At 63.6% G+C, this 24,985-nt stretch carries 26 protein-coding genes and 1 tRNA gene; 17 read left to right on the top strand and 10 right to left on the bottom strand.

Going from position 1 to position 24,985, the window contains the following annotated elements; all coding sequences use genetic code 11:
* The first annotated feature begins 5 nt into the window (after window positions 1–5).
* From E3N85_RS01180 to E3N85_RS01155, 6 genes are all read left to right on the top strand, one after another.
* On the top strand, window positions 6–2,906 hold the full coding sequence (locus E3N85_RS01180; protein WP_134458565.1) for a bifunctional diguanylate cyclase/phosphodiesterase: 2,901 nt from the start codon (window positions 6–8) through the stop codon (window positions 2,904–2,906).
* Between the two features lie 212 nt (window positions 2,907–3,118).
* A complete protein-coding gene (rpmB, locus tag E3N85_RS01175) occupies window positions 3,119–3,355 on the top strand; it encodes a 50S ribosomal protein L28 (RefSeq protein WP_035835252.1) in 237 nt (78 codons plus the stop codon).
* Window positions 3,355–3,522, top strand: a complete 168-nt coding sequence (gene rpmG, locus E3N85_RS01170) for a 50S ribosomal protein L33 (RefSeq protein WP_035880539.1) — start codon at window positions 3,355–3,357, stop codon at window positions 3,520–3,522. The genes rpmB and rpmG overlap by 1 nt, the downstream gene beginning before the upstream one ends.
* A 2-nt stretch (window positions 3,523–3,524) precedes the next feature.
* Window positions 3,525–3,830: a 30S ribosomal protein S14 gene (rpsN, locus tag E3N85_RS01165; protein WP_092110538.1), complete on the top strand. Its 306-nt coding sequence runs from the start codon at window positions 3,525–3,527 to the stop codon at window positions 3,828–3,830.
* A 301-nt stretch (window positions 3,831–4,131) separates the two neighbouring features.
* Window positions 4,132–4,419, top strand: coding sequence for an HU family DNA-binding protein (locus E3N85_RS01160; RefSeq protein ID WP_066598601.1), 288 nt, complete (start codon window positions 4,132–4,134; stop codon window positions 4,417–4,419).
* Between the two features lie 102 nt (window positions 4,420–4,521).
* Window positions 4,522–6,513 (top strand): cytochrome c oxidase assembly protein, encoded by a 1,992-nt coding sequence (locus E3N85_RS01155; protein WP_134458563.1) that lies wholly within the window; start codon window positions 4,522–4,524, stop codon window positions 6,511–6,513.
* Between the two features lie 64 nt (window positions 6,514–6,577).
* On the opposite strand, the gene E3N85_RS01150 is transcribed toward E3N85_RS01155, so the two are convergent.
* Entirely contained in the window at window positions 6,578–7,663 is a 1,086-nt protein-coding gene (locus E3N85_RS01150; RefSeq protein ID WP_134458561.1) for a hypothetical protein, read from the bottom strand.
* A 125-nt stretch (window positions 7,664–7,788) separates the two neighbouring features.
* Between E3N85_RS01150 and E3N85_RS01145 the strand changes: the two genes are divergently transcribed.
* A complete protein-coding gene (locus E3N85_RS01145) occupies window positions 7,789–9,144 on the top strand; it encodes an ATP-dependent RecD-like DNA helicase (protein ID WP_134551616.1) in 1,356 nt (451 codons plus the stop codon).
* A gap of 38 nt (window positions 9,145–9,182) precedes the next feature.
* On the opposite strand, the gene E3N85_RS01140 is transcribed toward E3N85_RS01145, so the two are convergent.
* The 4 genes from E3N85_RS01140 to E3N85_RS01125 form a co-directional block, all read right to left on the bottom strand.
* Entirely contained in the window at window positions 9,183–9,740 is a 558-nt protein-coding gene (locus E3N85_RS01140; RefSeq protein WP_134458557.1) for a hypothetical protein, read from the bottom strand.
* 61 nt (window positions 9,741–9,801) lie between these two features.
* Complete coding sequence (locus E3N85_RS01135; RefSeq protein WP_134458555.1) at window positions 9,802–10,212, bottom strand: DUF4383 domain-containing protein; 411 nt, start codon at window positions 10,210–10,212, stop codon at window positions 9,802–9,804.
* Between the two features lie 201 nt (window positions 10,213–10,413).
* On the bottom strand, window positions 10,414–10,683 hold the full coding sequence (locus E3N85_RS01130) for a GlsB/YeaQ/YmgE family stress response membrane protein (RefSeq protein WP_134458553.1): 270 nt from the start codon (window positions 10,681–10,683) through the stop codon (window positions 10,414–10,416).
* Window positions 10,684–10,849: 166 nt separating this feature from the next.
* On the bottom strand, window positions 10,850–11,110 hold the full coding sequence (locus E3N85_RS01125) for a hypothetical protein (protein WP_134458551.1): 261 nt from the start codon (window positions 11,108–11,110) through the stop codon (window positions 10,850–10,852).
* 275 nt (window positions 11,111–11,385) lie between these two features.
* On the opposite strand from E3N85_RS01125, the gene E3N85_RS01120 reads away from it, so the two are divergent.
* On the top strand, window positions 11,386–11,862 hold the full coding sequence (locus E3N85_RS01120; RefSeq protein ID WP_134458549.1) for a MarR family winged helix-turn-helix transcriptional regulator: 477 nt from the start codon (window positions 11,386–11,388) through the stop codon (window positions 11,860–11,862).
* A gap of 20 nt (window positions 11,863–11,882) precedes the next feature.
* On the opposite strand, the gene E3N85_RS01115 is transcribed toward E3N85_RS01120, so the two are convergent.
* The gene (locus tag E3N85_RS01115) at window positions 11,883–12,749 is read right to left on the bottom strand and encodes an SDR family NAD(P)-dependent oxidoreductase (protein WP_134458547.1); all 867 of its coding nucleotides are present in this window, start codon (window positions 12,747–12,749) and stop codon (window positions 11,883–11,885) included.
* An 85-nt stretch (window positions 12,750–12,834) separates the two neighbouring features.
* Between E3N85_RS01115 and E3N85_RS01110 the strand changes: the two genes are divergently transcribed.
* The gene (locus tag E3N85_RS01110) at window positions 12,835–13,371 is read left to right on the top strand and encodes a DinB family protein (protein WP_134458545.1); all 537 of its coding nucleotides are present in this window, start codon (window positions 12,835–12,837) and stop codon (window positions 13,369–13,371) included.
* Here E3N85_RS01110 and E3N85_RS17065 read toward each other — a convergent pair.
* On the bottom strand, window positions 13,364–13,663 hold the full coding sequence (locus E3N85_RS17065) for an AAA family ATPase (protein ID WP_370288943.1): 300 nt from the start codon (window positions 13,661–13,663) through the stop codon (window positions 13,364–13,366). The two genes, E3N85_RS01110 and E3N85_RS17065, sit on opposite strands and share 8 nt — an antisense overlap.
* A 192-nt stretch (window positions 13,664–13,855) precedes the next feature.
* Between E3N85_RS17065 and E3N85_RS01100 the strand changes: the two genes are divergently transcribed.
* Window positions 13,856–15,889: a GGDEF domain-containing phosphodiesterase gene (locus E3N85_RS01100; RefSeq protein WP_166783819.1), complete on the top strand. Its 2,034-nt coding sequence runs from the start codon at window positions 13,856–13,858 to the stop codon at window positions 15,887–15,889.
* An 8-nt stretch (window positions 15,890–15,897) separates the two neighbouring features.
* Here E3N85_RS01100 and E3N85_RS01095 read toward each other — a convergent pair.
* Window positions 15,898–15,971 (bottom strand) — tRNA-Gly (locus E3N85_RS01095).
* Window positions 15,972–16,041: 70 nt separating this feature from the next.
* On the opposite strand from E3N85_RS01095, the gene dcd reads away from it, so the two are divergent.
* Together dcd and E3N85_RS01085 are read left to right on the top strand one after the other, a co-directional pair.
* Window positions 16,042–16,623 (top strand): dCTP deaminase, encoded by a 582-nt coding sequence (gene dcd / locus E3N85_RS01090; RefSeq protein WP_134458541.1) that lies wholly within the window; start codon window positions 16,042–16,044, stop codon window positions 16,621–16,623.
* A gap of 71 nt (window positions 16,624–16,694) precedes the next feature.
* Window positions 16,695–17,216, top strand: a complete 522-nt coding sequence (locus E3N85_RS01085) for a hypothetical protein (protein ID WP_134458539.1) — start codon at window positions 16,695–16,697, stop codon at window positions 17,214–17,216.
* 35 nt (window positions 17,217–17,251) lie between these two features.
* On the opposite strand, the gene E3N85_RS01080 is transcribed toward E3N85_RS01085, so the two are convergent.
* Both E3N85_RS01080 and E3N85_RS01075 read right to left on the bottom strand, forming a co-directional pair.
* Complete coding sequence (locus E3N85_RS01080) at window positions 17,252–18,052, bottom strand: isocitrate lyase/phosphoenolpyruvate mutase family protein (RefSeq protein WP_134458537.1); 801 nt, start codon at window positions 18,050–18,052, stop codon at window positions 17,252–17,254.
* Window positions 18,053–18,261: 209 nt separating this feature from the next.
* Window positions 18,262–19,572 carry an MFS transporter gene (locus E3N85_RS01075; protein ID WP_134458535.1) on the bottom strand — a complete coding sequence of 437 codons (1,311 nt, stop codon included), beginning with the start codon at window positions 19,570–19,572 and terminating at the stop codon, window positions 18,262–18,264.
* Window positions 19,573–19,778: 206 nt separating this feature from the next.
* Between E3N85_RS01075 and dnaK the strand changes: the two genes are divergently transcribed.
* From dnaK to E3N85_RS01050, 5 genes are all read left to right on the top strand, one after another.
* Complete coding sequence (gene dnaK / locus E3N85_RS01070; protein ID WP_134458533.1) at window positions 19,779–21,653, top strand: molecular chaperone DnaK; 1,875 nt, start codon at window positions 19,779–19,781, stop codon at window positions 21,651–21,653.
* 9 nt (window positions 21,654–21,662) lie between these two features.
* Complete coding sequence (locus tag E3N85_RS01065; protein WP_134458531.1) at window positions 21,663–22,286, top strand: nucleotide exchange factor GrpE; 624 nt, start codon at window positions 21,663–21,665, stop codon at window positions 22,284–22,286.
* Complete coding sequence (locus E3N85_RS01060) at window positions 22,279–23,280, top strand: DnaJ C-terminal domain-containing protein (RefSeq protein ID WP_134458529.1); 1,002 nt, start codon at window positions 22,279–22,281, stop codon at window positions 23,278–23,280. The genes E3N85_RS01065 and E3N85_RS01060 overlap by 8 nt, the downstream gene beginning before the upstream one ends.
* Before the next feature lie 2 nt (window positions 23,281–23,282).
* Window positions 23,283–23,696: a heat shock protein transcriptional repressor HspR gene (locus tag E3N85_RS01055; RefSeq protein WP_134458527.1), complete on the top strand. Its 414-nt coding sequence runs from the start codon at window positions 23,283–23,285 to the stop codon at window positions 23,694–23,696.
* A 139-nt stretch (window positions 23,697–23,835) separates the two neighbouring features.
* On the top strand, window positions 23,836–24,978 hold the full coding sequence (locus E3N85_RS01050) for a class I SAM-dependent methyltransferase (protein ID WP_134458871.1): 1,143 nt from the start codon (window positions 23,836–23,838) through the stop codon (window positions 24,976–24,978).
* Window positions 24,979–24,985 lie beyond the last annotated feature (7 nt).

Below are 24,985 nucleotides of genomic sequence, written 5' to 3'. Positions count from 1 at the left end.
GAACAATGGAGGTTGAGCCGCGCGAGACTGCGAGCACGACGATCAGCCTGCTCCTGCGACATGTACGACGGCACGGCGGAGAGACGGCGGTCGTCGAGGTGCTCAACCGCGCCGGAGTGAAGCAGGGTGCGGCAATGCTCGAGGATGCCTCCTCGTGGGTGAGCTACGACACGCGAATTCGGTTGTTCGAGGCTGCGACAGCCGTACTCGATGACCCGAACACCATGTTCGCGGTGGGTGCCGACGCTGTAACGGGCGACATCCAGCCGGTGCTCGTGCAGCTGCTGAGCATGCTGGCTTCCCCAGCCGCAATCTATCGCGCGCTGCCGCGAATGGTGCCGAAATTCACCACGACGTCCACGATCGACGACATGCAGGTCGGCCGGACCAGCGCCACGGTGCGCTACCGGCTGCACGATGGTTATCCCCACTCCCGCTTGGACTGCCAATATGCTCAAGGGCTGTTCTCGGCTGTTCCGGTCGTTTTCGGCCTCTCACCGGCGCGGGTTGCTCACCCGACGTGTCAGTCCGATGGACACGCCGCGTGCGAATATGTGGTCACCTGGTCGATGCGCTTTCACTGGTGGTCGTGGCGCAGGAGGAAACGCTTCGTGGAGGACTCCCTTTCGGTTCTTCGCGACAAGGTGCGTGAGGTGCAGTTGGCCGCCGCCGACCTGGTCCGCAGCGATCACGTCGACGAGGTGCTGGCGCGGATTGTCGAAGGCGCCGCCTCGGCAGTGCTCGCGCCCGGGTACCTCCTCATCCTGGCGTCTGACGATGGCGGTGCACCGATCGTCCGCCATCGCGGACTCAGTGCCAAACGTGCCGACGATTTGGCCGAAAGGATTCTGCGCGCAGAGGATTTGAGCACGTCCGCGTTGGTTGTAGATATTTGTTCCACTCGCAAGCTCCACGGGTATCTGGCCGCCGTATTCGCGGAGGGGCATGCAGCCATGAACGGAGATCGCTCTCTGCTCGAGGCCTATGCGGGACACGCGGCGGCGGCCCTCGACCTGTTCACAGCGCTCGAAGAGTCCCGGTGTGAAGGGGCGCGAACGGCTGCGCTGCTCGGCCTCGCACACGAGCTCGCAACCAGCGACAGCGTCGAGGTCCTCGCCGGTATCGTCGCCTCGGCCTTGCCCGCTATTGTCAGCGCCGAGATGGCATCCGTCTTGCTGTGGGACGCCGAGCGGGGTGAGCTTCGCCCGATCGCGGCCGAGGGGCTGGGGGAATCTGAACGGGAGCTCCTCCTGCAGTCGACCATCCATGTGGAGCAGACCCCGGAGCTGATGGGACTGCTCACCAAACGGGAACGCGTCGTGGTCACCGCGGAGGGGGCCAGCCCGGCCTTGTCCAGTCTGCTCCGCGCTATCGGTGCGCACAGCACAGTCGCTGTACCGCTTCTCGCCGGCGACGTATTTCTGGGAGTTGCCACGGTCAGCTGGGGCGCTCCGGTTGGGCCTGAAAGAATGACGGACGCCGCCGTCCGGCTGGACGGGGCGAGCCACCAGTGCGCCACAGCGATGCAAAAGGCGAGGTTGCTCGCCACGGTCAGACATCAGTCGCAGCACGACTCCTTGACCGGCCTTCCCAACCGGGCTTTGTTCGCACTGAACCTTGACGCCGCGCTCTCGGCCTGCCGTGCCGACACCCTGACCGCAATTGTGTTCTGCGACCTGGACGACTTCAAGCGGGTCAATGATCAATTGGGCCACCGTGCGGGCGACGAACTCCTGCGGCAGGTTGCCGCACGGTTGCGCACGCAACTCGGTAACGCGGGCACCCTCGGTCGACTGGGCGGCGACGAATTTGCCCTCGTCATCGACGATGTATCCAGCGAACAGGAGGCCATCGACATGGCCGACCGAGTCGTCGAGTCTCTGAACCGGCCATTCCGAGTGGACGGCCGGGACCTGCGCATATCCGCCAGCGTCGGGGTGTCGGTGCACGAGGGCCAGGGCGGTCATGGGGAGAGGCTTCTGGACGCGGCCGACAGCGCAATGTACTCGGCCAAGCGAACGGGGCGCAATCAGGTTGCCGTTGCCGGCCGCGTAAGGAGTGCCGACGGGCAAAATTCGCTTGTTTCGGAGCTGTCCTCCGCGCTGGAAGCGGACCAGATGAGATTGTTCTTCCAGCCTGTTGTTGACATTTCCTGCCCCACAACAGATCGGGTGGTCGGTGCCGAGGCACTCGTCCGTTGGGAGCATCCGCGGCTCGGAATACTGGTGCCAGCGGCATTCCTGCCGCTGGCACAGGAGATGGGCCTCATTGCCGACCTCGACCTGTGGGTGGTCGGGGAAGCGTGCGCGGCCGCTGCAGCGTGGCCGCAACCAGGCGAGTCACCCCTCACCGTAGCGGTCAATCTCGATGCCTCCACGCTCGAAGACGAGCGACTCTTGCCGACCGTACGAGCGGCGCTCAATCGAAACAACCTGCGTCCTGAACGGCTCCTCCTTGAGGTTGTCGAGAGCAGGGCACTCATCGATCTGCCCGGCATCGTCGAGCGGCTGGTCGAGTTGCGTCGGCTGGGAGTTCGAATCTCACTCGATGACTTCGGCACCGGGTATTCCACTCTCACGTGGCTCAATACCCTCCCGGTCGACCAGATCAAGATCGATCGAAGCTTCATTACCAATGTCCCCGACGAGGTTTCCACCTCTCTCGTGCAGGGCATCCTGGCGCTCGCAGCCAAACTCAACGTGGAAGTGATTGCCGAGGGGGTGGAAACCATCGAGCAACTCGACATTCTTCGAGCCAGTGGATGCGTTCTGGTTCAGGGTTACCTGTTCGGTCGCCCGAAACCGACGCTGGAAACGCGGCTCGTCGGTTCAGCGCCTCTGGCCAGTGTGATCTCGACCATGGCAGGTGCCGATTTCACACCGGCGGCCGAGGCCAGGATCGTCTGAGGCGATGGAGGCGATGGAGGCGATGGAGGCGCTGCCCGGCCGCCGCCGCCGTATCCGCCGGCGGCGTCGCCCGGTTTGCGCCCGGGCCGTCGACCCCGTATCGTTGAAGCCTGCTGCGCCTCTGCGCGCGCATTGCGGCCTGTCCATTTAGGTGCAGTCCGCCGACAAGGGATCTTGGGAAGGGCATTCGCCCTTCGGTAATGGAGGAAACCATGGCATCTGTTTGCCAGGTGACCGGAGCTGTTCCCGGCTTCGGACACAACATTTCGCACTCGCACCGGCGCACCAAGCGTCGTTTCGACCCGAACGTTCAGAAGAAGACGTACTACGTGCCGTCGCTTCGTCGCAAGGTCACCTTGACCTTGTCCGCAAAGGGCATCAAGGTCATTGATGCTCGTGGTATCGAGAGTGTTGTCAAAGACGTTCTCGCTCGTGGGGTGAAGATCTAATGGCTAAGGCTCATGACGTACGTCCGATCATCAAGCTTCGTTCCACGGCCGGAACCGGTTACACCTATGTAACCAAGAAGAACCGCCGTAACGACCCCGACCGTCTCGTGCTCAAGAAGTACGACCCGGTCATCCGCAAGCACGTTGACTTCCGTGAGGAGCGCTAAAAATGGCGAAGAAGAGCATGATTGCCAAGAACAACCAGCGCAAGGTCATCGTCGAGCGTTACGCCGTCAAGCGCCTGGAGCTCAAGAAGGCCCTGGTTGACCCTGCTGGCACCGACGAGTCGCGTGAAGCCGCTCGCAAGGGCCTGCAGAAGCTGCCGCGCAACGCGAGCCCGGTGCGCCTGCGCAACCGTGACGCCGTTGACGGTCGGCCCCGTGGCCACCTCTCCAAGTTCGGCATCTCGCGCGTACGTTTCCGCGATATGGCGCACCGCGGCGAGCTGCCCGGCATCACCAAGTCCAGCTGGTAACTCCTTCTGGCAGCCGATGATGTTCAGCTTCAACGGCCTTTGATTCATCCGATCGGGATGTCGACTCACAGTCGGCATCCCGATTTGTGTTGCGCCCGGTGAAGGCAAAGGTTTGCGCGCACAGCGAAAAGTACGCGAATCGCCGGGTGAAAGTGTCAAAAACGGTCGCAAATCCGCGGAATCTAGCGGATGTCTGCTAGATTTCATCTCGGTCGAACCGACCAACGGAGCGGCACAACCTGCCGCGCCCGCATCACAAACATCGCTGTTAACACAGACGAAGGTCCGAGGAGGACACTCAATGGCTGACAAGTCGCTGAACAAGACCGAGCTCGTTGCCAAGGTTGCCGCTGACTCCGGACAGAGCCAGGCCGCCGTTGATGGCGTTCTGAACGCTTTCTTCGCAACCCTGGCCGACACCGTTGCCAACGACGGTAAGGTCACCATCCCGGGATGGCTGGGAGTCGAGCGCACCGCTACGGCCGCCCGCACCGGCCGCAACCCGCAGACCGGCGAAGAAATCGCCATCGCAGCCGGCCACCGCGTCAAGCTGACCGCCGGAAGCAAGCTCAAGGCTGCCGCCAAGTAGCTTCTAGTGAGAACGGGGCGTCGACGCGAGTCGGCGTCCCTTTCTGGTTTCCCGGGCACCGTACGCGACGGATCTTCAGGACTGGGCGAATAAGCTAGGAGAGTGCCCCGTCTCGTCCGCGTTCTCGGACCGGCAGCCCTGCTGCTGGTCGCTGTCTTGTCTACCCTTGTCGCGTTGGCCTACGGTGGTGGCGCTGCGGCGCAGCTGCTCGCCGACCCGGGGCCGGTGGTGCGCTGGGGGCTCCCCCTGGCCAAGCTCGTGGTCAACATCGCGGCGGCGGGCACCATCGGTGCACTGGTGCTCACGCTGTTCGCGCTCAGCCCCAAGGAACGCGAATTCAACACCGCCCTGGACTTCGCCGCAGCGTCGTCGGCACTGTTCGCCGTGGCATCCGCTGTCACGGGCTTTTTGACCTTTCTGCAGGTCACCAATGTGCCGTTTGGCGTCAGCGATCAGTTCAGCGCCACGGTCGGACAGTTTTTCAGCCAGATCGAACTGGGGCAGGCCTGGCTTGCGACGACGTTGATCGCCGCCGGCGTCACCGTGTTGTGCTTTGCCGTGCGCAACCAGACGGCGCTGGTCTTCGTGTCCGTGCTGGCCCTGACCGCGCTGCTGCCGATGGCTCAGCAGGGCCACTCGGCAGGCGCTGCGGGCCACAACGCCGCGATCACAGCCCTCGGCCTGCACCTCGTCTTCGCGGCCATCTGGCTGGGCGGCCTGCTCACCATCATCGTCCTACGCACCCAGCTGGACGGCGAACGCATCCGTCAGGTGATCGGGCGGTACTCCTCGCTCGCCCTGATCTCCTTCATCGTGGTGGCCGCTTCTGGCTATGTCAACGCTGAACTGCGCGTTGGCAGCTGGGACAACCTGTTCAGTCCCTATGGCTTCCTCGTGCTGGTCAAGGTCATCGCCCTCGTCGCCCTCGGCGGTTTCGGCATTCTGCAACGTCGATTCTTCATCAAGCGGATGCAGCAGAGCGAGCTGGCGCGCGGACGCTGGTTCTGGTGGCTCGTCGTGACCGAGCTCGGCTTCATTGGCCTCGCATCGGGTGTGGCTGCCGCGCTGGCCCGCACGGCGACCCCTATCGCCCAGGTGGTCGCAACGGAGATTCCTCAGTCCACGCCGGCGCAGGTTCTCACCGGCGAAGTGCTCCCGCCCGAGCTGACTTTTTCGCGGTACTTCACGGAGTGGAATTTTGACCTCGCCTGGACTCTGTTCTGTGCCTTCGGCATCTTCTTCTACCTGGCCGGTGCCTGGCGGCTGCACCGCCGCGGCGACGCCTGGCCGATTTACCGCAGCGTGCTTTGGATTCTCGGCATGCTCACCCTGTTCTACATCACCAACGGTGGCGTGAACGTGTACGAGAAGTACCTGTTCTCTACCCACATGCTCGTGCACATGGTGCTGACCATGCTCGTGCCGCTGATGCTTGTGCCGGGCGCTCCCGTGACGCTGGCAGCGCGTGCGATCGCCAAGCGGCAGGATGGCAGCCGTGGCGCACGCGAGTGGATTCTCACCGCCGTGCACTCGCGTTTCGCCGGCATCGTCGCCAACCCGATCGTCGCCGCCGTACTGTTCGGCGTTTCGCTCTGGGTGTTCTACTACACCTCGATCTTCAGTTGGGCGACGACGGACCACATCGGCCACCAGTGGATGATCGTGCATTTTTTGATCACCGGCTATCTGTTCGTACAGTCCCTGATCGGCATCGACCCGGTACCGTACCGGTTGCCGTACGCGTTCCGCCTGCTACTGCTGCTCGTGACCATGGCGTTCCACGCGTTCTTCGGCCTCGCCTTGATGAGCGGCACCGGGCTGCTCCTGGCCGACTGGTATGGCGCGATGGGCCGCACCTGGGGCCCCTCGGCTATCGTCGATCAGCAGATGGGCGGCGGTGTCGCCTGGGGAATCGGCGAATTGCCGACCTTCGTGCTGGCCGTCATCGTTGCAATTCAGTGGAGCCGCGACGACACCAAGGTCACGAGAAGGCTGGATCGCAAGGCCGACCGCAACGAGGATGCCGAGTTGATCGCGTACAACGCGCAGCTGTCCCAACTCGCCCAGCGCGACAAGCAGCCCCGTAGCCACTGAGGCCGGGCAGCGGGCAGCCTCCACGGGCCGCGAAGCCGCGTGGTCGGCTCACGCCGAAAGCTCCCTAGTGCAGCTGGATCGCCAGGGCGCCGCTGGGCTGCACGGTGACGCTGAGCCCCATCGTGAACGGCACGTCTTCGTCGCGAGTGGTGACGTCGCCGTCGAACAGCGACTGAACGTCGACCACGATACGGGCCTGCCCGGGTGCGGCGACCATCTCGAACGACAGCTCGCCGGCGGTGAGTGTGACGGGCGGGTACGCCGTGATCGACCAGGCGGGAGTGCTCTCGATGCGATCATCGATCGTGATGCCCCATGGGCAACTGGTGGGTTGCAACACCGTCTGGGTGGCGCAGGCGTCGAGGAATTTGTCCAGTTCCGACTGCACCTCGGTCACCATGACCTTGTTCGGCAAAGCGTTCACCTCGACGGCGGTCGGCCCGGCCGCCGTCACGCTCACGGTGGATTTCTTCGCGGTCAGCATGGCCGACTCGTGTTCAAAGGTGTACCGGTTCGGTGCGAAGGCGAGATATGCGGCGGAGGTCGAGAAGGTGGCCGGGGCATCCGCTGCCGTGTGGGCGCGAGTGTCGAGGGTGAGACCGTTGACCGTGAATGATCGTTCATGCAGTACCGACACCTGTAGCACCGCGAGCGGGCTGATGGTGAACTTCCAGGCGTTGAATACACCAGCGAAGGTGCCGGCGCGCTCGACGGTGAACGCCATGCTCGACGCGGTGCCGTTCAACACGAAGTCGAACACGACGGTCTGGGCGGTCCCGTCGTCGTTGGTGGCGGGCGTTGCGGTAGCGCTGGCGAGTTCGATGTTGCGCAGGCCGCCCAGAACGGATGCCCGCAGCAGCGTCTTCGGCAGGTCCGCCGCTGTGTCGTCGCTCAGTCCCCAGGCGGCCAAGTCGGCCTTGCCGGGCATGACCCCGCCGAACGCGAGGGCTCCGACGGTGTCGCCGCGGCCGAGGGCGTCGAGGTACTGCTCCACAAAGCCGCCGGCGCTGTATACCGTGCGATTGAGGGCGCTGATGGTGCCTCCGAGCCCGGCGGCGAGGAGCGCAGCGACCACCACAATGGCGAGAACGGCCCGGGGCATACTGCCGCGGCGCCCCCTCGCCCGATGCTGTTCGGCCGGAATGGTCACTCCAATATTCTATGGCGGGAGGGTCGGCCAGGCAGCCAGTGCCCGGTCCCGCGCCCGCACGGGCTGCTGGGCGGTTACAGTGGAACGTCCCCCGTGCAGCATTCGCCTGCCAGAGAAAGTGTGCCGTGTCCGAGATTCCGCTCAGCCGTGAACAGGCTCTGGTCTTCGCGGCGATCGAGGGCACCAAGCAGAACGTCTTCGTCACCGGGCGGGCCGGAACGGGCAAGTCCACCCTGCTGAACCACCTGTCGTGGAACACGAGCAAGCAGATCGTGATCGCCGCTCCCACCGGAGTCGCGGCGCTGAACGTGGGCGGCCAGACCATCCATTCGCTCTTTCGCCTGCCGATCGGGGTCATTGCCGACAGCCCGATCGACCAGAACGACCAAGTGCGCAAGCTCCTCAATACCATCGACACCCTCGTCATCGACGAGGTGTCCATGGTCAACGCCGACCTGATGGACGCGATCGACCGCAGTCTGCGCCAAGCTCGCCAGCGGCCGTTCGACGTGTTCGGCGGGGTGCAGATCGTGCTGTTCGGCGACCCGTACCAGCTGGCCCCGGTTCCCGGCGGCCCCGACGAACGCGCCTATTTCGCCGACCACTACCGGTCGATGTGGTTCTTCGACGCCAAGGTCTGGCGTGATGCCGAGCTCCGCATCTTCGAGTTGACCGAGATTCACCGCCAGCACGATAACGACTTCAAGCTCATGCTCAATGCCGTGCGTCACGGCCAGGTCACTGCCGAGATCGGCGGTGCGCTCAATGGCGCCGGAGCGCGAACCCCGCCGAGTGAGGGCGTGATCACCCTCGCGACGCGTAATGACGCGGTGAACCGCATCAACGCATCCGCTTTGAAGAAACTGTCGGGCAAGTCGCTCACCGCGAAGGCCGATATCACCGGGGATTTCGGCGGCAAGCAGTTTCCCGCTGATGAGGTGCTCGAGCTCAAGGTAGGCGCGCAGGTGATGTTTCTGCGCAACGATTCGGCGCCGGGCGGTGGCCTGCGCTGGGTGAATGGCAGCATCGGCACCGTGACCAAGGTCACCTCAACCGTTTTCGTCAACATCGACGGCGATGTGCACGAGGTGGAACCGACCGTGTGGGAGAAGTACAAGTACACCTACAACGCCGCGACCAAGAAACTGAGCCGGGATGTCGTGGCGGAATTCACGCAGTTTCCGTTGCGGTTGGCCTGGGCGGTCACCATCCACAAATCACAGGGTGCCACCTACGAGCGGGCCATCGTCGACCTTGGTGCACGGGTATTCAGCCCTGGCCAGACCTATGTGGCGTTGAGCCGGCTGACCAGCCTCGATGGGTTGTACCTCACCCGGCCGCTGCGCCCGAGCGACATCATCGTCGATGAGAACGTCAAGCGGTTCATGAACATCGAGGTCGTACCGCCGGTGGCGGACCTGGCGGGGCTGGATTCGTCACGTGCGGGACCGACGGACCCGGAAACCGGGCTACCCGCCTGACACTGTCGGCGGGGTCCGTTTCATGCGCGGCGGCAAACCTAGTGACCCCCGTGGCCGCCTGGGTCTGGCACATCCAACTCGACCACTCTGTGCGAACCGTGGGGTACCGCAAGGGAGCCGACGTCTGTGGCGGCGAGGGCCGGGGTGGTGAGCGCTGAGAGGAGAAAGCCCCCGACGACAAGGCCGGTAAGGAAACGCCAGCCACCGGGACTGGCTGCACCGACGGATGGAGGGTTTCCGCTCGAAGCGCGCCGCATTGCGAGGGCCACAGTGGCGGCCACATATATGTTGAACAGCGATGCCATGGTCATCGGGTACCAGGGCAGACCGGTCTGGGCGCTCGGGACGCCGAGACCACTTCCGAGGGCAGCGATAGCCCCCCAGATGAATACCGGTATGAGAGCCGCGCCCACGACGACGCGAGGTGCAATCACGCGGCCGCTGGCAAGGGTGGCGATTCCCCAGCTGAGTTCAGCAATGCCGAACCCGACCAGGAGAACCGACAGGAGAAACGGAGCGGTCACGCCCACGGCCAGGTGGATCAGGGCGGCGCCGAGAGCGGCAAAGCCGAGCCAAGTGCGAATGACCGTGGACATGATGATGCTCCTTGGTGAATCTTCTGCTGCGAAGGGATGGAGTGGTGCTGGGGGCCGGTCGTTAGGCCGTGGCGTGGTTGCGAACCGTCTTGTCGGCGGTGAGACCAACCCCGAGGAGCACGATCGCGCTGGCGAGGTGCAGGAAGTGGTCAGCGGTGTTGAGCGCCAGAATGTTCAGCGAGGTGCTCGCGATGAAGAATCCAACGATGCCCAGGAGCAAATACACGGCGCCGATGGTGCTGTTGGTTGCCTTGGCGGCCGAAGCGTTGGAGAAGCCGGCAATGAGCAGGGCGGCACCGATCAAAAGGTGCGCAACGTTGTGCAATGGATTGACCTCGAAGATTCCGAGAAGCAATTCGCCCTGGGTGGCGATGAAGCCGACGCCGCCGGTGACGGCAAAACCGAGTAATCCGACGAGGACGTAGACCGCGCCGAAGACGGTGGCGATCAGGCGATTGGGTGATGTGCGCATTTTAGGTGCCTCCTATGTGATTCACGGCTGACCCGTGGTTGCTTAGTGTTCGGAGCTCCATCCACTTCGGATTGGTACTGATTGTGCCCCCAATCTGCCCTTTTGGGTATTGGTGCAGCCACGGGTCCGGACATGCCGCAGCGCGGCACCCGGATCGGATGCCGCGCTGCGGGAAGGAGGCGAAACGGTCTTGCGGTGGTATTACGACTTGGCGTGGCGGCGGTTGGCGATTGCGCCATAGATAAGGAGAACAATGAGCGAACCGACGATCGCGAGGACCCACGTCGTCACGGAGAAGAACTCGCCCAGGCTGACGTTGAACAGGAGCCCGCCCAGCCACCCACCGAGGAAGGCTCCGATGACTCCGAGCAGCAGGGTGATGAACCAGCCTCCGCCCTGTCGGCCGGGCAGGATTGCCTTCGCGATAGCGCCGGCGATGAGACCGAGCAGGAGGAATCCGAGGAAACTCATGAGACTGCCTTCCAGTAGACGTGTGCAAAACGGGCGTGTGCCGTTCGCGTGAACCTACCCATGTGCCTGCTTGTCGTCAATGGCGTGAAATCGACGATTTGGCGGCAGTCCGCGAAAAGCGGATGCCCGCCGGCGGGTGAGCCGTGCGCCCGCGTCATGCACGCGCTCAGTCGAGCCAGTAGTCATCCTCGACGTAGGACCGGCCGACGGTCGGAACGCTTTCGGCGACGTCAGGCACGTTCTGGTCGGTGATGGTCTCAAGCTTCACCACCGAGCAGGCCGTGATGAGCAGGGACACGTGCGTCTGCACGGAGCTGACGATGTCTATGAAGCCACCGCCGCTATGGACGGCAGCGGCCACGGTCGCTTTGAGATCTGCGATGTTGTACTCGTTCGACAGGTAAAACCATTCATCATTGATCGTCAACCGGTAGCTCTGCATTGCCTGGTCCGTTTCATTGTGGCGAGTCCGTGGGCGCACTGGTCAACAAGACGCAGCGAAGAATTTCTTGCACGCTGAAATAGCGCGAACACTCTTGATTTCCAAATGTACGGGAAATAACTCAAAGATGAAACTATTTAGGCTGTGAGAAGATTACGAATTGATCTATCCGGTACACTTGCGGTACGGAAACGGTGGGATGGGTGTTTCTGCGGGCCTGCAACGTTGGCAAAAACATAGACCAGAGGTCAGGAATACACATGGACGACGTAGACAACGTGCTCCGCACGTGGGACTGCCTGTCGGTACCGGCGCTCGCTCTTCTTCGAGCAATGGATCACAATCGCAGTCGGGTAGCGGCCGAGAACGGTGTGTCTATCAGTGAGCTGCGAGCTCTAACTCGGATAGCCGAGGTAGGGAGCATCACCCCCAAATTGCTTGCACAGTCCCTGGAGATGACGACGGGCGCCGTGACCGCGATCTCGAATCACCTCGTGGCACTGAATATGCTCACCCGTGTGCCGCACCCCCGCGATCGTCGAAGCCTGCTGCTGGTCCTGACGCCGGCTGCGCAACAGACTGCCCAGAGACTGCACGACGAATTTCAGACGCTGTTCGCCCATGCCGCCCGCAACGTGACACCAGACGTCCAAGCGCGGCTGGGGTCGCTTCTCACCTCGATGGCGGTCGCTATCACGTCAGACAGCGACGTGAGCGCGGCGAAGCCGACGGCGTAGGCATCCCGCCAGGGATCGGCCTAGGGGTGGCGGGTTCCCAGACCGGACAGAAGAGCTCGGTATCCCTCTCGGTACGTCGGATAGGTGAACGTGAAGCCGGTGTCCCTGAGGAGCTGGTTGCGCAGCAGCTTGTCGCCACCGCGCTGGCTTTCGCGATTGGCGACCGGGCCTGATACCGGCGCCAGAGTGGGCTCGGCGAGGCCGAGTTCGGCGGCGAGAAAAGTGAGCACCTCATTGCCAGGGACCGGGGCGCTATCGACGCCGAGATAGAGGGGTGCCGGTTCGTCGTCACGAACCAGCAGGTGCACGATCGCGGCGGCTGCGTCGTCCCGGTGGATGCGGTTGGTGTGGCGCGAGTCGGCCGACAGAATTGCGCGTGCGCCGCGCACCTGGTCGATGAGGCGCTCACGACCCGGGCCGTAGATGCCGGACAGGCGCAAAACCGTGGCGGTGGGTATGCGGGAGTGCAGCATCCGCTCGGTGTCGAGCACGATGGAATCCGTGCCCGGTTTTGGGTGCGCGGGAGTCTGCTCGTCGACCCAGCTGCCGTCGTTGACGTCGTAGACGGCCGTTGACGACACCAGCAGCACACGGCGCGGGGTGATGCGGGCGTGATCGAGGGCATCGAGTAGATTGCGCAGGCCGTCGAGGTAGGCCGCGCGATAGGCATCGATTGTGGGGCTGTCGGCGGAGATGGCCACGACGACGAACTCGGTGTCGGACGGAATCACGGGTTTCTCGATGCTCAGGTCGATGGACTGGCCCGTGACATCCGCGGGAAGGACGCTCGCGTTGCGACGCAGTCCGACCACCGTGTGCCCAAGCCGGGCGAATCGCAGGCCTACCTCGGTGCCCAGGTCGCCGCATCCCGCAATCAGTACCGTCATCTGTCTCCTTGTCCGGTTCCACGGTATCGGGCGCAACCTGATTCTCGCTCATAACGCCTCGAAACACTGCAGATAACATGAAGTCATGCCTATTGTTCCCGACACGTCCGACTGGACCTGGGTGCTCCAACGCCCCTGCCCCGCCTGCAAATTTCGTGCCCGTGAGGTAGCAGTCGACGACCTGCCGCGCCTGATTCGCGAGAACGCCGCCGCCTGGCCTGCGGTGCTGGCACGAGCGGATGTTGCGGTGCGGCCCGACGATCACACCTGGTCGCCGCTGGAATACGCCGCCCATGTGCGCGATGTCTGTCGCCTATTCGACGAACGACTTCGTCGCATCCTCGACGAGGAAGACCCGCTGCTGGCGAACTGGGACCAGGACGCGACGGCGCTCGCCGAGCGATATGACCTGGAGATGCCGGAGACCGTGGGCCTTCAGCTCGTGGCCGCCGCGAAAAGCGTTGCCGATAGCTTTGCGGCCGTGCCGCCGGCTGCCCGCCAGCGCACCGCGCGCCGCAGCGACGGTCCGTCGTTCACGGTGGTGACGCTGGGGTCGTACTTTCTGCACGACATCGTGCATCACTGGCATGACGTGGCAGCTGTGACTTCCCCCGCTAGATGATCCGGTTCAGGATACTTGACACCGTGTGAAGTCTGGAGGTCACTATTTCAGCGGCGGCCGCGTTCTCAGAAAAGATGATCCTTGGAGCGCACCCACTGGGAAAGCGCCGGCTGTAGAGCTGCGGGTAACGGGCGAAGCGTTTCTCAATGCCGGGCATTCCGATCAGGATGACTTCCATATGGTCCCGGTCGAAATAGTCGCGGACCTGTTCGAGGCCGGTTGCTTTGAGACGGTCAGCTTCGTCGATGATAGGCAATTCGGTCCGGCCACTGGAGCAAGATTCCTCGTGCACGTAGGGATCGACGACACCATGCTCGGCATAGTCGAATTGCGCACTTGGAGTCGGTGGGGCTCGCCTGCGCCGATCCCGACGAAGCCAACCAGGCCCTGCAAGATGTTGGATATTAGTTCGCGGCGAGCAGCAGGAATGACCATGAGGTGATGGGCGGCGGTAGGTGCTGTGGCCATGTGTCAGAATTTACTGATGCACTCATTTTCCACTGGAATACCTGCGGCCAGCGCAGAGCTTCTGGCGCGGGCGTTCGCGGCGACGGCGCGTATGTCGTTGATTACGGACGCGCAACAGAACATCTTGCATGTGGGTAATTCCTTCACCACGATTACGGGATACGGCGCCGACGAAGTGCTGGGCCGCAACTGCCGCATGCTTCAAGGCCCGGGTACAGATCGTGCAGTTGTCGCCACTATCAGCGCCACATTGCGGGCCGGGGACGCCTTCGAGGGTGACATCCTGAATTACCGCAAGGACGGATCGCCGTTTTGGAACGATTTGAAGGTTACACCGCTGCGAGGCCCGGCAGACGAGATCACTCACTACGTAAGTACGCAAAGCGACATTAACACGCGTCGAGCGTTCCAAGACACTTTGCGCTTTCAAGCGCTGCACGATGTTGTCACGGACCTGCCTAACCGCCGCTACCTTGAGCAGCATTTAGCGCGGGACCGGGCAGACCTGCACGCGGGTGTCACGGCCATCGGTCTCATCAATATTAACGAATTCCGTCGGATCAACGAACAAGTTGGACTCCGCGGAGGTGACGAGCTCCTTCGTGCGCTGGGTCGTCGGCTTCGCAATTCGGCCGGTGAAGGGGTTTTTCTGGCGAGCATGAAAGGCGATGAATTCGCCGTCGTGATCGACGACCTCGGTTCGCTACGCGGTAGTGCAGATATTAACGACCAGCTCGAAGTGGTCCTTCGTCGTTTGCACGAGGCCGTTGAGCGCCCGTTTCAAGTGCTGGGGCAAAGCGTGAGCGTCAGCATCAGCATGGGAGTCGCTTTCTGCCCGCTGGATAGCGATGACATTTTAAATTGTCTTCGCGACGCCGAGGCGGCGTTGAAAGCGGCTCAGAGATGCCGACACGATCGTAAGCGCTGGTGGTATGTGGCACCGCCGGTTTCCGAGACTGGCACACAGGCGATAGCCATTTTTACGACGCCGCGTGCAACGCAGGCGGAACGGACCTTGCTGAACCAGCGCTTCGAAGCCCATCGGTGGCGCCTCTTCAACGGCGGATTGTCTATGTACATGCAGCCCGTCATTGACTTACGCACCGGAGATTTAAGCCGAGTAGAGGCTCTGGCGCGACTAATACTTGTCGATGGCACCGTTGTCGGTCCCGATCAGTTCCTTCCTTCACTCGACGATGCTGGCCACGATGAGCTGTTTCGTCTTGGTCTTGACGAGGCATTAGGCTGCCTCGCACGTTGGGACAGGGAGGGGCTGTCAACCCGGGTCTCGGTCAATTTGTCTCCGTCAACGCTTTACGACTCGAACTGTACCGGCTGGGTAAAGAGCGCCTTAGAACGCCACAGCATAAATCCGAGCCGCCTCTCGCTCGAGCTGCTAGAGACGGAGTCAGCGAAGTCCGCAGTGCAAATCGCTGCAATCAACGACCTGCGAACACTCGGAGTCGGGTTGGCTCTTGACGACCTGGGTTCCGGTCACGCGACTCTGAAGCGTTTGTCAGAGTTGCCTTTCGACTCGATCAAGCTGGACCGCGGCTTATTCGCGAGCCTGAATAATCGTCCGCTGGAGACACTCAGCATGCTCGCCACACTCACACAAATGGGACGCGATTTCAGAGTCGATGTCGTAGCGGAGGGCCTTGAAGATGCTCGCCTCGCTGAAGCTGCGGTCATGCTCGGGGTGCCATTGGGCCAGGGATACTTCCTTGCCCGACCGATGCCCGCCTCGTCGATACCCAACTGGGTCGCGGCATACAAATTCCCCCTTAGCGCTGGTACGGTGACGACCGCACTTGGCGCACTGGCCTACCATTGGAAATTTCTGCGTTGGGAATCACCGCATCCGCTGCCGCTATCGGTATGTCCGCTGACCGACTTTATGCAGCGCCACACGCCGCAGACCAGCCGAGCGGCCGCTTTGCATGAACAACAACACGAGCCTTTCAATGCGCCATCGACGGATGGTCAACAGCTGCAGGAATGGCTGGTCGAGTTGGTGCAGGACCACGCCACAGCAGCAGCCGACCTCTGACAAAACAGTGGAGCGGATGACGGGAATCGAACCCGCGCTATCAGCTTGGGAAGCTGAAGTTCTACCATTGAACTACATCCGCGCGCCCGCTGTCGGCCAACAACAATCGGAACCGTGCCAGCATATCAAGCTCGCGCCGCTAGGCTGGCACGGTGCTGCTCTCCGATCGCGATATCAAGGTTGAACTCGACGCTGGACGAATCGGTTTGGAGCCGCTCGACCCCGCCATGATCCAGCCCTCGAGCATTGATGTGCGCCTGGACCGCTTGTTTCGGCTGTTCGACAATCACAAGTACGCCTACATTGATCCGGCCGAAGACCAGCCGGAGCTGACCCACCTGATTGAGACCAAGCCCGACGAGCCGTTCATTTTGCACCCGGGCGAGTTCGTGCTCGGCGCCACCTACGAGCAGGTCACCCTGCCCGACAACGTGGCTGCCCGGCTCGAGGGGAAGAGCTCGCTCGGTCGCCTCGGTCTGCTGACGCACTCCACGGCCGGCTTCATCGATCCCGGCTTCTCCGGCCACGTCACGCTCGAGCTCAGCAATGTCGCGACGTTGCCGATCAAGCTGTGGCCAGGAATGAAGATCGGCCAGCTCTGCTTCTTCCAGCTGAGCTCCCCGGCCGAGACCCCCTACGGCTCCAGCGCATACGGCTCCCGCTACCAGGGCCAGCGAGGCCCGACGGCCTCACGCTCGTTCCAAAACTTTCACCGCACCACCATCGACCGCTGACGCCACCGCTTCGCGCGAGCGGATACCTGTGGGTAATCCGCAGGTAACCTCCGGTCGGGTAAAATCTGGGTATGACCTCCCTGCCCACCCGATTCGACGAGGCGCTCATCGCGCACGGCCCGACGCCGGAATATCCCGGGCGCATGCGCCGCTTCGGCCAGATGGTCGGATCCTGGGCCGCCAAGGGCTCCCGCCTCGACGAGACCACGGGCGAATGGATCGACCGCGACTTTGTCTGGATGGTCGAATTCATTCTCGACGGCCGGGCCGTGCAAGACGTGGAGGTCATCGCGAGCGCGACGCATCCGTCCGGCTTTGAAACCGTCGCCACCACCGTGCGTGTCTACGACCCGTTCGCCGGCGCCTGGCGGGTGAGCTATTTCGCCCCGACCCTCGGGGAATACTGCCAGCTCGTAGCCACCGCGTACCGGCACGGCGTGCGCCAGGAGGGTACTCGCACCGACGGTCGCCCGATCCGCTGGAATTTCACCGCCATCACCCCCGACAGCTTCAACTGGGAGGGCTGGGTCTCGGCTGATGAGGGCGCGACTTGGCAACTGGTCGCTCGCACCGAGGCCACCCGCATCCGCTGAAGAACGGATGCTGATGGCCTCGGTGTGAGCGCTGCTTAGAGTGCGAACTTGAAACCGAGGTCGGCGGGGTACTCGCCGAGCGCGGTGAGGTTCGTGGCTGCGGCTTGCAGGGCAGCGAGGGTCAGGGCGAGGGTGCCGGGGCCGAAGCTGACTCGGCTGATGCCAAGTTCGGCGAGGCGCCCCAGCGGAACGAGTCCAGGCGCGCCGATCACCGAGATTTTGCCGTTGACCTGTTCGATCGCGCGCGACACCTTGTCTTCGTCCGTGAGACCGAGGAAGAAGATGACGTCGGCTCCGGCGCCGAGGTAGGCATTGGCGCGGGCGACGGCCTCATCCCAGTCGCCGCCGCCGGCGAGGGTGTCTACGCGGGCGTTGATCACCAGCGGAATGCCGCTCTGGTCGGCTCCGGTACGGGCGGCTGCCACGCGGGCGGCGGCGGTCTCGATGTCGAACTGCGGGGCCTTCCCGGCGCCGATGGAGTCTTCGATGTTGATGCCGACGATGCCGGATTCCTCGATCAGGCGACGCACGTTGCGGGTCACGCCGAGGGCATCGGGTGCGTAGCCCTTCTCGAAGTCGGCCGAGACAGGAAGGTCGACGGCGCCGGCGATGATCGTGGCAGCGATGATGGCCTCGTCGAGCGAGAGTCCCTCACCGTCTTGCAGACCACGCACGTTCGAGATGGAGTGGCTCGCAGTGGCGAGGGCCTTGACGCCGGGGGCATCGGCCACGATCTTGGCGGTGATGGCATCCCACACGTTGGTCACGATGAGAGGCTCGCCCGGTACGTGCAGCGAGAGCAGGAGTTCGGCTTTCTGGAGCTGGGTAGGTGTCATGCTTTTGAGTCTGTCCGGCTTCGTCCCTCTAAGCGAGGGGACAGCCTTATTTCAGCGGATACTCAGGCAAAGACGGGTTTGTGCCCAGCCAAGTAGGGCGGTGGAGGTCAGCGCGCCAGCTACCGGTGGGCGCGCCCGCTCTAGATGGTGCGCCCACCGGAACCGGGCGCGCCGAGACTTTCCGGCACACGGATGCGCTGGGTCTCCCGCTAACGGATCTGCTGCTGTTTCGCCGAAACCGGGATGAGCAGCAGCAGGCCCAGGAGCAGCACGAGCATGATGCCGAGAATGCCCCAGTAGGTCTCGCCGAAGAGTGTGACCATGATCGCGAAAGCGGTCGGCGCGAGAAAGCTCACGGCCCGACCGGTCGTGGCGTAGAGCCCGAAGACCTCGCCCTCGCGGCCGAGGGGAATGAGGCGGGCCAGAAAGGTGCGGCTGGCCGACTGGGCCGGCCCGACGAACAGGCACAGGGCCAGTCCCGCCGTCCAGAACACTATCTGCCCGCCGTCGTGCAGAAGGAACACTAGGAGGCCACTCACCAGTAGCCCGACCAGCGCGGTCACAATGATCGGCTTGGCGCCGAGCCGATCATCGAGCGCGCCGACGCTCATGGTGGCCACGCCCGCGACCACATTGGCCGCGATCGCGAAGATGATGACCTCGCCGGGGGAGAATCCGAAAACGGATGCTGCGAGCACGCCCCCGAACGTGAAGACGCCGGCCAGGCCATCACGGAACACCGCGCTCGCAATGAGAAAGTAGACCGTCTGGCGGCTGGTCTTCCAGAGGCGGGCGATGTCGTGGCCGAGCACGACGTAGGAGCGAAAAAAGCTGACCTTCGCGCGGCGGGCGGCCTGTGGTGCCCGATACTCCGGCACCCGCAACAGTACGGGCAACGCGAACAGCCCAAACCAGGCGGCCGCGAGCAGCATGGAGACCCGCACGGCTTGACCGTTGTCGGCGGTGACCCCGAACAAGCCGACCTCGGGCTGGATAAAGCCGAAGTACACGATGAGCAGCAGCACAATGCCGCCGAGATACCCCATGCCCCAGCCGAACCCGCTTACCGTGCCAATCGTGTGCGGCGTCGACACCTGCCCGAGCATGGCGTTGTAGTTGACCGCCGCGAATTCAAAGAAGACGTTGCCGGCCGCGACCAGAAACAAGCCGAGGAGCAGGTAGCTCGGGCTTGCCTGCACGAAGAACATGGCCGCCGTCAGTACCACGACGATGAGGGTATTGACGCCGAGCCAGAACTTGCGGCGGCCGGAGGTGTCGGAGCGTTGCCCGGTGATCGGGGCCAATGCGGCGATCACCAGACCGGCGATGGCCAGCGCCCAGCCGAGCTGGGCCGAGATGACGTCTTGGTCGCCGAAGGAAGAGCCGGTGATGTACACGGTGAAGACGAAGGTCGTGACGACCGCGTTGAAGGCTGCCGATCCCCAGTCCCACAACGCCCAAGCCAGCACCCGACCCCGCGTTGGAACGGCACCCGTGTCTACGGCGACAGTCTCGGTCATGTGCACAATCTACTGCCCCGGGAGATACATCTGGATTCGGCGGCCCACGGCATCCGCGCGAAACAGAGTTGAGTCACTCACACTCAACTTTCAGCCGCGAAAATTGACACCGGTTCAGCCGGTCTGGAATACTTGAGCCATCGAGGCTCAAGTCTTGAGATTACTTTGATGTTCGTTTCGCACCTGATTGAAGGAGAACAACCCACATGGCTCGTGCAGTAGGTATTGACCTTGGAACCACCAACTCTGTGGTGGCCGTGCTCGAAGGTGGAGAACCCACCGTCATCGCCAACGCTGAAGGCTTGCGCACCACCCCCTCGGTGGTCGCGTTCACCAAGGACGGCGAGGTTCTCGTGGGAGAAACCGCCAAGCGCCAGAACGTCACCAACGTCGACCGCACCATCTCCAGCGTCAAGCGCCACATGGGCACCGGCTGGAACGTCGCCATCGACGACAAGAAGTACACCCCGCAGGAGATCTCGGCGCGCATCCTCGCCAAGCTCAAGCGTGATGCCGAGCAGTACCTGGGCGAGAAGGTCACCGACGCCGTCGTGACCGTGCCCGCGTACTTCAACGACGCCGAGCGTCAGGCCACCAAGGAGGCCGGTGAGATCGCCGGCCTCAACGTGCTGCGCATCATCAACGAGCCCACCGCTGCCGCACTCGCCTACGGCCTCGACAAGGGCAAGGAAGACGAACTCATCCTGGTCTTCGACCTCGGCGGCGGAACCTTCGACGTGTCGCTGCTCGAGGTGGGCAAGGACGACGACTTCTCCACCATCCAGGTGCGTTCGACCGCCGGCGACAACCGCCTCGGCGGCGACGACTGGGACCAGCGCATCGTTGATCACCTGATTAAGCGCTTCAAGGAGACCACCGGCGTCGACGTCTCCAAGGACAAGATCGCCAAGCAGCGTCTCAAGGAAGCCGCTGAGCAGGCGAAGAAGGAACTCTCGTCGAGCATGTCGACGAGCATCCAGCTGCCCTATCTGTCACTGACCGAAAACGGCCCGGCCAACCTCGACGAGACGCTCACCCGCGCCCAGTTCGAGAAGATGACCGAAGACCTGCTCGACCGCACCAAGAAGCCCTTCCAGGACGTCATCCGTGAGGCCGGTGTCAAGGTCGGCGATATCGCCCACGTCGTTCTCGTCGGTGGTTCCACCCGCATGCCCGCCGTCTACGAGCTCGTCAAGAGCGAGACCGGCGGCAAGGACCCGAACAAGGGCGTCAATCCGGACGAGGTCGTCGCCGTCGGCGCCGCCCTCCAGGCCGGCGTGCTGAAGGGCGAGCGCAAGGACGTTCTGCTCATCGACGTCACCCCGCTGAGCCTCGGCATCGAAACCAAGGGCGGCATCATGACGCGTTTGATCGAGCGCAACACGGCCATCCCCACCAAGCGCAGCGAAACCTTCACCACGGCCGACGACAACCAGCCGTCCGTGGCAATCCAGGTTTTCCAGGGCGAGCGCGAGTTCACCCGCGACAACAAGAACCTCGGCACCTTCGAGCTGACCGGCATCGCGCCGGCGCCGCGCGGCATCCCGCAGGTCGAGGTCACCTTCGACATCGACGCCAACGGCATCGTGCACGTGTCCGCCAAGGACAAGGGCACCGGCACCGAGCAGTCGATGACCATAACGGGCGGATCCTCGCTCGCGAAGGAAGACATCGAGCGCATGGTACGCGAGGGTGAAGAGCACGCCGCTGAAGACAAGCGGCTGCGCGAAGTCGCCGAGACCCGCAACACGGCAGAGCAGCTCGCCTACTCGATCGAGAAGCTGATCAAGGACAACGTCGACAAGCTGCCCGAAGACGTGAAGAATGAGGTGCAGGCCGACGTCGATGCCCTCAAGTCCGCCCTCGCCGGCGACGACGACGACGCGGTGAAGACCGCGTTCGACAAGCTCAACGAAAGCCAGGGCAAGCTCGGCGAAGCCATCTACAAGTCCAGCCAGGCGGATGCCGCAGCCGGCTCCGACGAAGCCGGTACCGATAAGACTCCCGCCGAGGAGAACAAAGACGAAGACGTTGTCGACGCCGAGGTTGTTGACGACGACGAAGACGACAAGAAGAAGTAGGCCGCAACTATGGCTGACAAGAAACATCCAGACGACGACGCGTCCGCTGCGGGGGTGCCGGATGACGGCACCGCCGCGGGCGCGCCCGCGCCCGATGACGCAACGCCCGACGCAGCATCCGCTGCCGACGCTGATGCCTCGGCCGACGGGATCGAAGAAGACGAACTGACCGTTCAGGACATTCTGGATGCCGCGGAGCGCGAAGTTGCGGAGCCGACGAGCGAGCACCTCGCCGACCTCAAGCGCGTGACGGCCGAGTACGCCAACTACCGTCGGCGCACAGAGGCCAACCGCGCCATCGAGAAAGAGCGCGTGACCGGGGATATCGTCAAGATACTGATTCCGGTCCTCGACGACATCTACCGGGCCGAGAAGCATGGAGACCTCGTGCCGGACTCGGCCTTCGCCACGATCGCGGCCAAGCTGCGTTCGAGCGTTGAACGTCTCGGCCTCACCTCTTTCGGCGCGGTCGGCGACCCGTTCGACCCGACCATGCACGAGGCGATCTTCCAACAGCCCAGTGCGGCCGTCGACACCGAAACCGTCGGCGATGTCGCGGAGACGGGGTACTACCTCGGCTCTACGCTGCTGCGCGCGGCCAAGGTCGTCGTTCAGGTACCGAGCGATGGCTAGCCAGGACTGGTTCGACAAAGACTTCTACAAGGTTCTCGGAGTATCGAAAGATGTCACGCCGGCCGAATTGAAGAAGGCGTACCGCAAGCTTGCTCGCAAGTACCACCCGGACTCCAACCCGGGGAACCCCGCCGCTGAGGCGAAGTTCAAGGAACTGAGCGAGGCGCATTCGGTACTGAACGATGCCGCGCAGCGCAAGGAATATGATGCCGTACGAGCCATGGGCAGCGGGGCGCGGTTCGCCGCGCCCGGCGGCCGGGCCCCAAGCGGTGGGTTCGAGGACGCCTTCGGGGGAATGTTCGGTGGCGGAAGTCGTCAGCAGAGTTATACCTTCGAGCAGGGCGGTTTCGACGATATCCTCGGGGGTATGTTCGGAAGAGGTGGCGGTGGTGCGGGCGGTTTCGGCAACCCCACCGGCGGCTACCGCGGATCGGGAGCACCCACCCGCGGCCGCGACGTGATCGCCTCGACGACCATCGACTTCATCATCGCCACCCAGGGCGAGCAGATCAGTCTGCAGACGCAGGACGGCCGACCGATCAAGGTCAAGATTCCCGCCGGAGTCGCCGACGGGCAGAAGATTCGTCTGCGCGGCAAGGGCCAGCCGAGCCCCGATGGCGGAGAATCCGGCGATATCGTGCTGACGATCACCGTGCGCAAGCATCCGGTGTTCGAACGGGACGGCCTCAACCTGCGGGTGACCGTACCCGTCACCTTCGTCGAGGCGAGCCTCGGCGCGACGATCGAGGTGCCCACCCTCGGCGGCGCGCCGGTCAAACTGCGCGTTGCCCCCGGCACTCCCGGTGGCCGCGTGCTGCGGGTCAAGGGTCGCGGTGTCACCACGACCAAGGGCACGGGTGACCTGCTCGCCGTCGTGCAGGTCGCTGTGCCCTCGCACCTCTCAAAGGATGCGGAAGAAAAACTCGCCGCCTTTGCCGAAGCGCTGCCCAAGGAAAACCCGCGAGATGAACTGATCGCGCGGGCGCAGGGCTAATCGTGGACGAGACCACCCGGGTTTTCGTGATTTCCACGGCGGCAGAGCTTGCGGGAATGCATCCGCAAACCCTGCGCCAATACGATCGCCTGGGCCTCGTCAGCCCGGAACGCACCCCCGGCAAGAGCCGTCGTTACTCCATGCTCGACGTGGCAAAGCTCCGTGAAATTGCGGAATTGGGCTCGGAAGGTGTGAGTTTGGAAGGCATCCGTCGTATCCTCGAACTCGAGGATCACGTGCGCGGGCTCGAAAATCGCCTGCGCGAGTTGGAATCGACGCTCGCCGACGAACTACTGAACCGTCCGGGCCGCCGCATCTTCGCGGCTGGCTCGGCCGGCGATGTCATTTCGATGAAGGCGGGCACCCGCACCAGGCGCAGCAACCAGATTGTCATCTGGCGGCAGCCCAGACCATAGTTAGCTCCACGTTTCGCTTTCACAGCACGAACTGGTTGCACCAGCACCACTTTCAGGGAGAACCATGTCCGAATCGGGCACGCATGACCAGTCCGCGCCGCGGAATACCACCGCCGGCACTACGGCAAAGACGCAGTCGATGAGCGCCGTCGACAACGTGAATGAATTTGATTTCGATCGCTTGCGCCGTCGCCCCGACATCGAGGCAGAGAACCTGTTCGCTGTCGATGCGAGCGATCGGCTCATTCTGGATGAAGCCGCCGGTGCGCTTGCCGCGTACCGTGCCGGCGGGGTCGTCGTGCTCGAGGACCGCTACGGCGCCCTCACCCTCGGTGCCGCCGCCCTGCACAACGCCCGCGGCATCCGCGTCTATCAGGACGCGCTCTCGGGCGAATACGCGCTTGACAGTAATGCCTCCGGCGTCAACCTCACAGAGGCTTACCGGTCCCTTCCGCTCGGCGAAGAGCTGCTGAAAGACGCCCATGTCGTGCTTCTGCAGTTGCCGAAAAGCCTCGACGCGCTCGATGAGATCGCCGGTGCCATCGCCAAGTACGCCGCTCCGGACGTGATCGTCTTTGCCGGTGGCCGGATCAAGCACATGACCGTGAGCATGAACGAGGTGCTGCGCCGTCACTTCGGCGCCCTCAACGTGCGCCCGGCCCGCCAGAAGTCCCGGGTGCTCATTGCCTCGTCTCCACTGGCCGCGTCGACGACCAACTGGCCGCACAGCGAGCGGCATGAGGACTTCGACCTGACCGTGTGCGGCCACGGCGGCGTGTTTGCCGGCACCAGTATCGACATCGGCACCCGTGCGCTGCTCGAGGTGCTCGACCGCATGAAGCTCGACGCCGAGCGTGCCATCGACCTTGGCTGCGGCACCGGGGTACTCGCCGCGGCATTGGCCGCGCAGCGTCCCCTGCTGCGGGTGCTCGCGACGGACCAGTCGGCCGTGGCCGTGGCATCCGCTCGTGCGACCGTCGATGCGAACGCGCTCGCCGATCGCGTCATCGTGGTGCGCGCCGATGGCCTGTCTGGACAGGCGGATGATTCCGCCGACCTTATTCTGCTCAACCCACCGTTTCACATCGGGGCGTCCGTGCATGCGGGCCTCGCCGAGAAGCTGTTCATCGACGCGGCGCGGGTACTCGCTCCCGGCGGCGAGCTGTGGACCGTGTGGAACACGCACCTCGGCTACCGCCCGATGCTCACCCGCATCGTCGGCTCGACCCGTCAGGTCGGCCGCAACACCAAGTTCACCGTCACGGTGTCGACCGGCCGTTAGCGCCGAC

This window comes from Cryobacterium sp. Hz9 (genome assembly GCF_004402825.1).
GTDB lineage: Bacteria > Actinomycetota > Actinomycetes > Actinomycetales > Microbacteriaceae > Cryobacterium > Cryobacterium gelidum.
This window is presented reverse-complemented; position numbering and strand designations above follow the sequence as displayed.

Excerpts from the sequence above, each read along its gene's own strand:
- rpsN (WP_092110538.1), top strand. The coding sequence starts at position 3,525 with ATGGCGAAGAAGAGCATGATTGCCAAGAACAACCAGCGCAAGGTCATC.
- E3N85_RS01160 (WP_066598601.1), top strand. The coding sequence starts at position 4,132 with ATGGCTGACAAGTCGCTGAACAAGACCGAGCTCGTTGCCAAGGTTGCC.
- E3N85_RS01100 (WP_166783819.1), top strand. The coding sequence starts at position 13,856 with ATGCACTCATTTTCCACTGGAATACCTGCGGCCAGCGCAGAGCTTCTG.
- E3N85_RS01140 (WP_134458557.1), bottom strand. The coding sequence starts at position 9,740 with ATGTCCACGGTCATTCGCACTTGGCTCGGCTTTGCCGCTCTCGGCGCC.
- E3N85_RS01085 (WP_134458539.1), top strand. The coding sequence starts at position 16,695 with ATGACCTCCCTGCCCACCCGATTCGACGAGGCGCTCATCGCGCACGGC.
- E3N85_RS01060 (WP_134458529.1), top strand. The coding sequence starts at position 22,279 with ATGGCTAGCCAGGACTGGTTCGACAAAGACTTCTACAAGGTTCTCGGA.
- E3N85_RS01130 (WP_134458553.1), bottom strand. The coding sequence starts at position 10,683 with ATGAGTTTCCTCGGATTCCTCCTGCTCGGTCTCATCGCCGGCGCTATC.
- E3N85_RS01120 (WP_134458549.1), top strand. The coding sequence starts at position 11,386 with ATGGACGACGTAGACAACGTGCTCCGCACGTGGGACTGCCTGTCGGTA.
- E3N85_RS01115 (WP_134458547.1), bottom strand. The coding sequence starts at position 12,749 with ATGACGGTACTGATTGCGGGATGCGGCGACCTGGGCACCGAGGTAGGC.
- rpmG (WP_035880539.1), top strand. The coding sequence starts at position 3,355 with ATGGCTAAGGCTCATGACGTACGTCCGATCATCAAGCTTCGTTCCACG.
- dnaK (WP_134458533.1), top strand. The coding sequence starts at position 19,779 with ATGGCTCGTGCAGTAGGTATTGACCTTGGAACCACCAACTCTGTGGTG.
- E3N85_RS01080 (WP_134458537.1), bottom strand. The coding sequence starts at position 18,052 with ATGACACCTACCCAGCTCCAGAAAGCCGAACTCCTGCTCTCGCTGCAC.
- E3N85_RS01180 (WP_134458565.1), top strand. The coding sequence starts at position 6 with ATGGAGGTTGAGCCGCGCGAGACTGCGAGCACGACGATCAGCCTGCTC.
- E3N85_RS01110 (WP_134458545.1), top strand. The coding sequence starts at position 12,835 with ATGCCTATTGTTCCCGACACGTCCGACTGGACCTGGGTGCTCCAACGC.
- E3N85_RS01075 (WP_134458535.1), bottom strand. The coding sequence starts at position 19,572 with ATGACCGAGACTGTCGCCGTAGACACGGGTGCCGTTCCAACGCGGGGT.
- E3N85_RS01050 (WP_134458871.1), top strand. The coding sequence starts at position 23,836 with ATGAGCGCCGTCGACAACGTGAATGAATTTGATTTCGATCGCTTGCGC.
- E3N85_RS01065 (WP_134458531.1), top strand. The coding sequence starts at position 21,663 with ATGGCTGACAAGAAACATCCAGACGACGACGCGTCCGCTGCGGGGGTG.
- E3N85_RS01135 (WP_134458555.1), bottom strand. The coding sequence starts at position 10,212 with ATGCGCACATCACCCAATCGCCTGATCGCCACCGTCTTCGGCGCGGTC.
- rpmB (WP_035835252.1), top strand. The coding sequence starts at position 3,119 with ATGGCATCTGTTTGCCAGGTGACCGGAGCTGTTCCCGGCTTCGGACAC.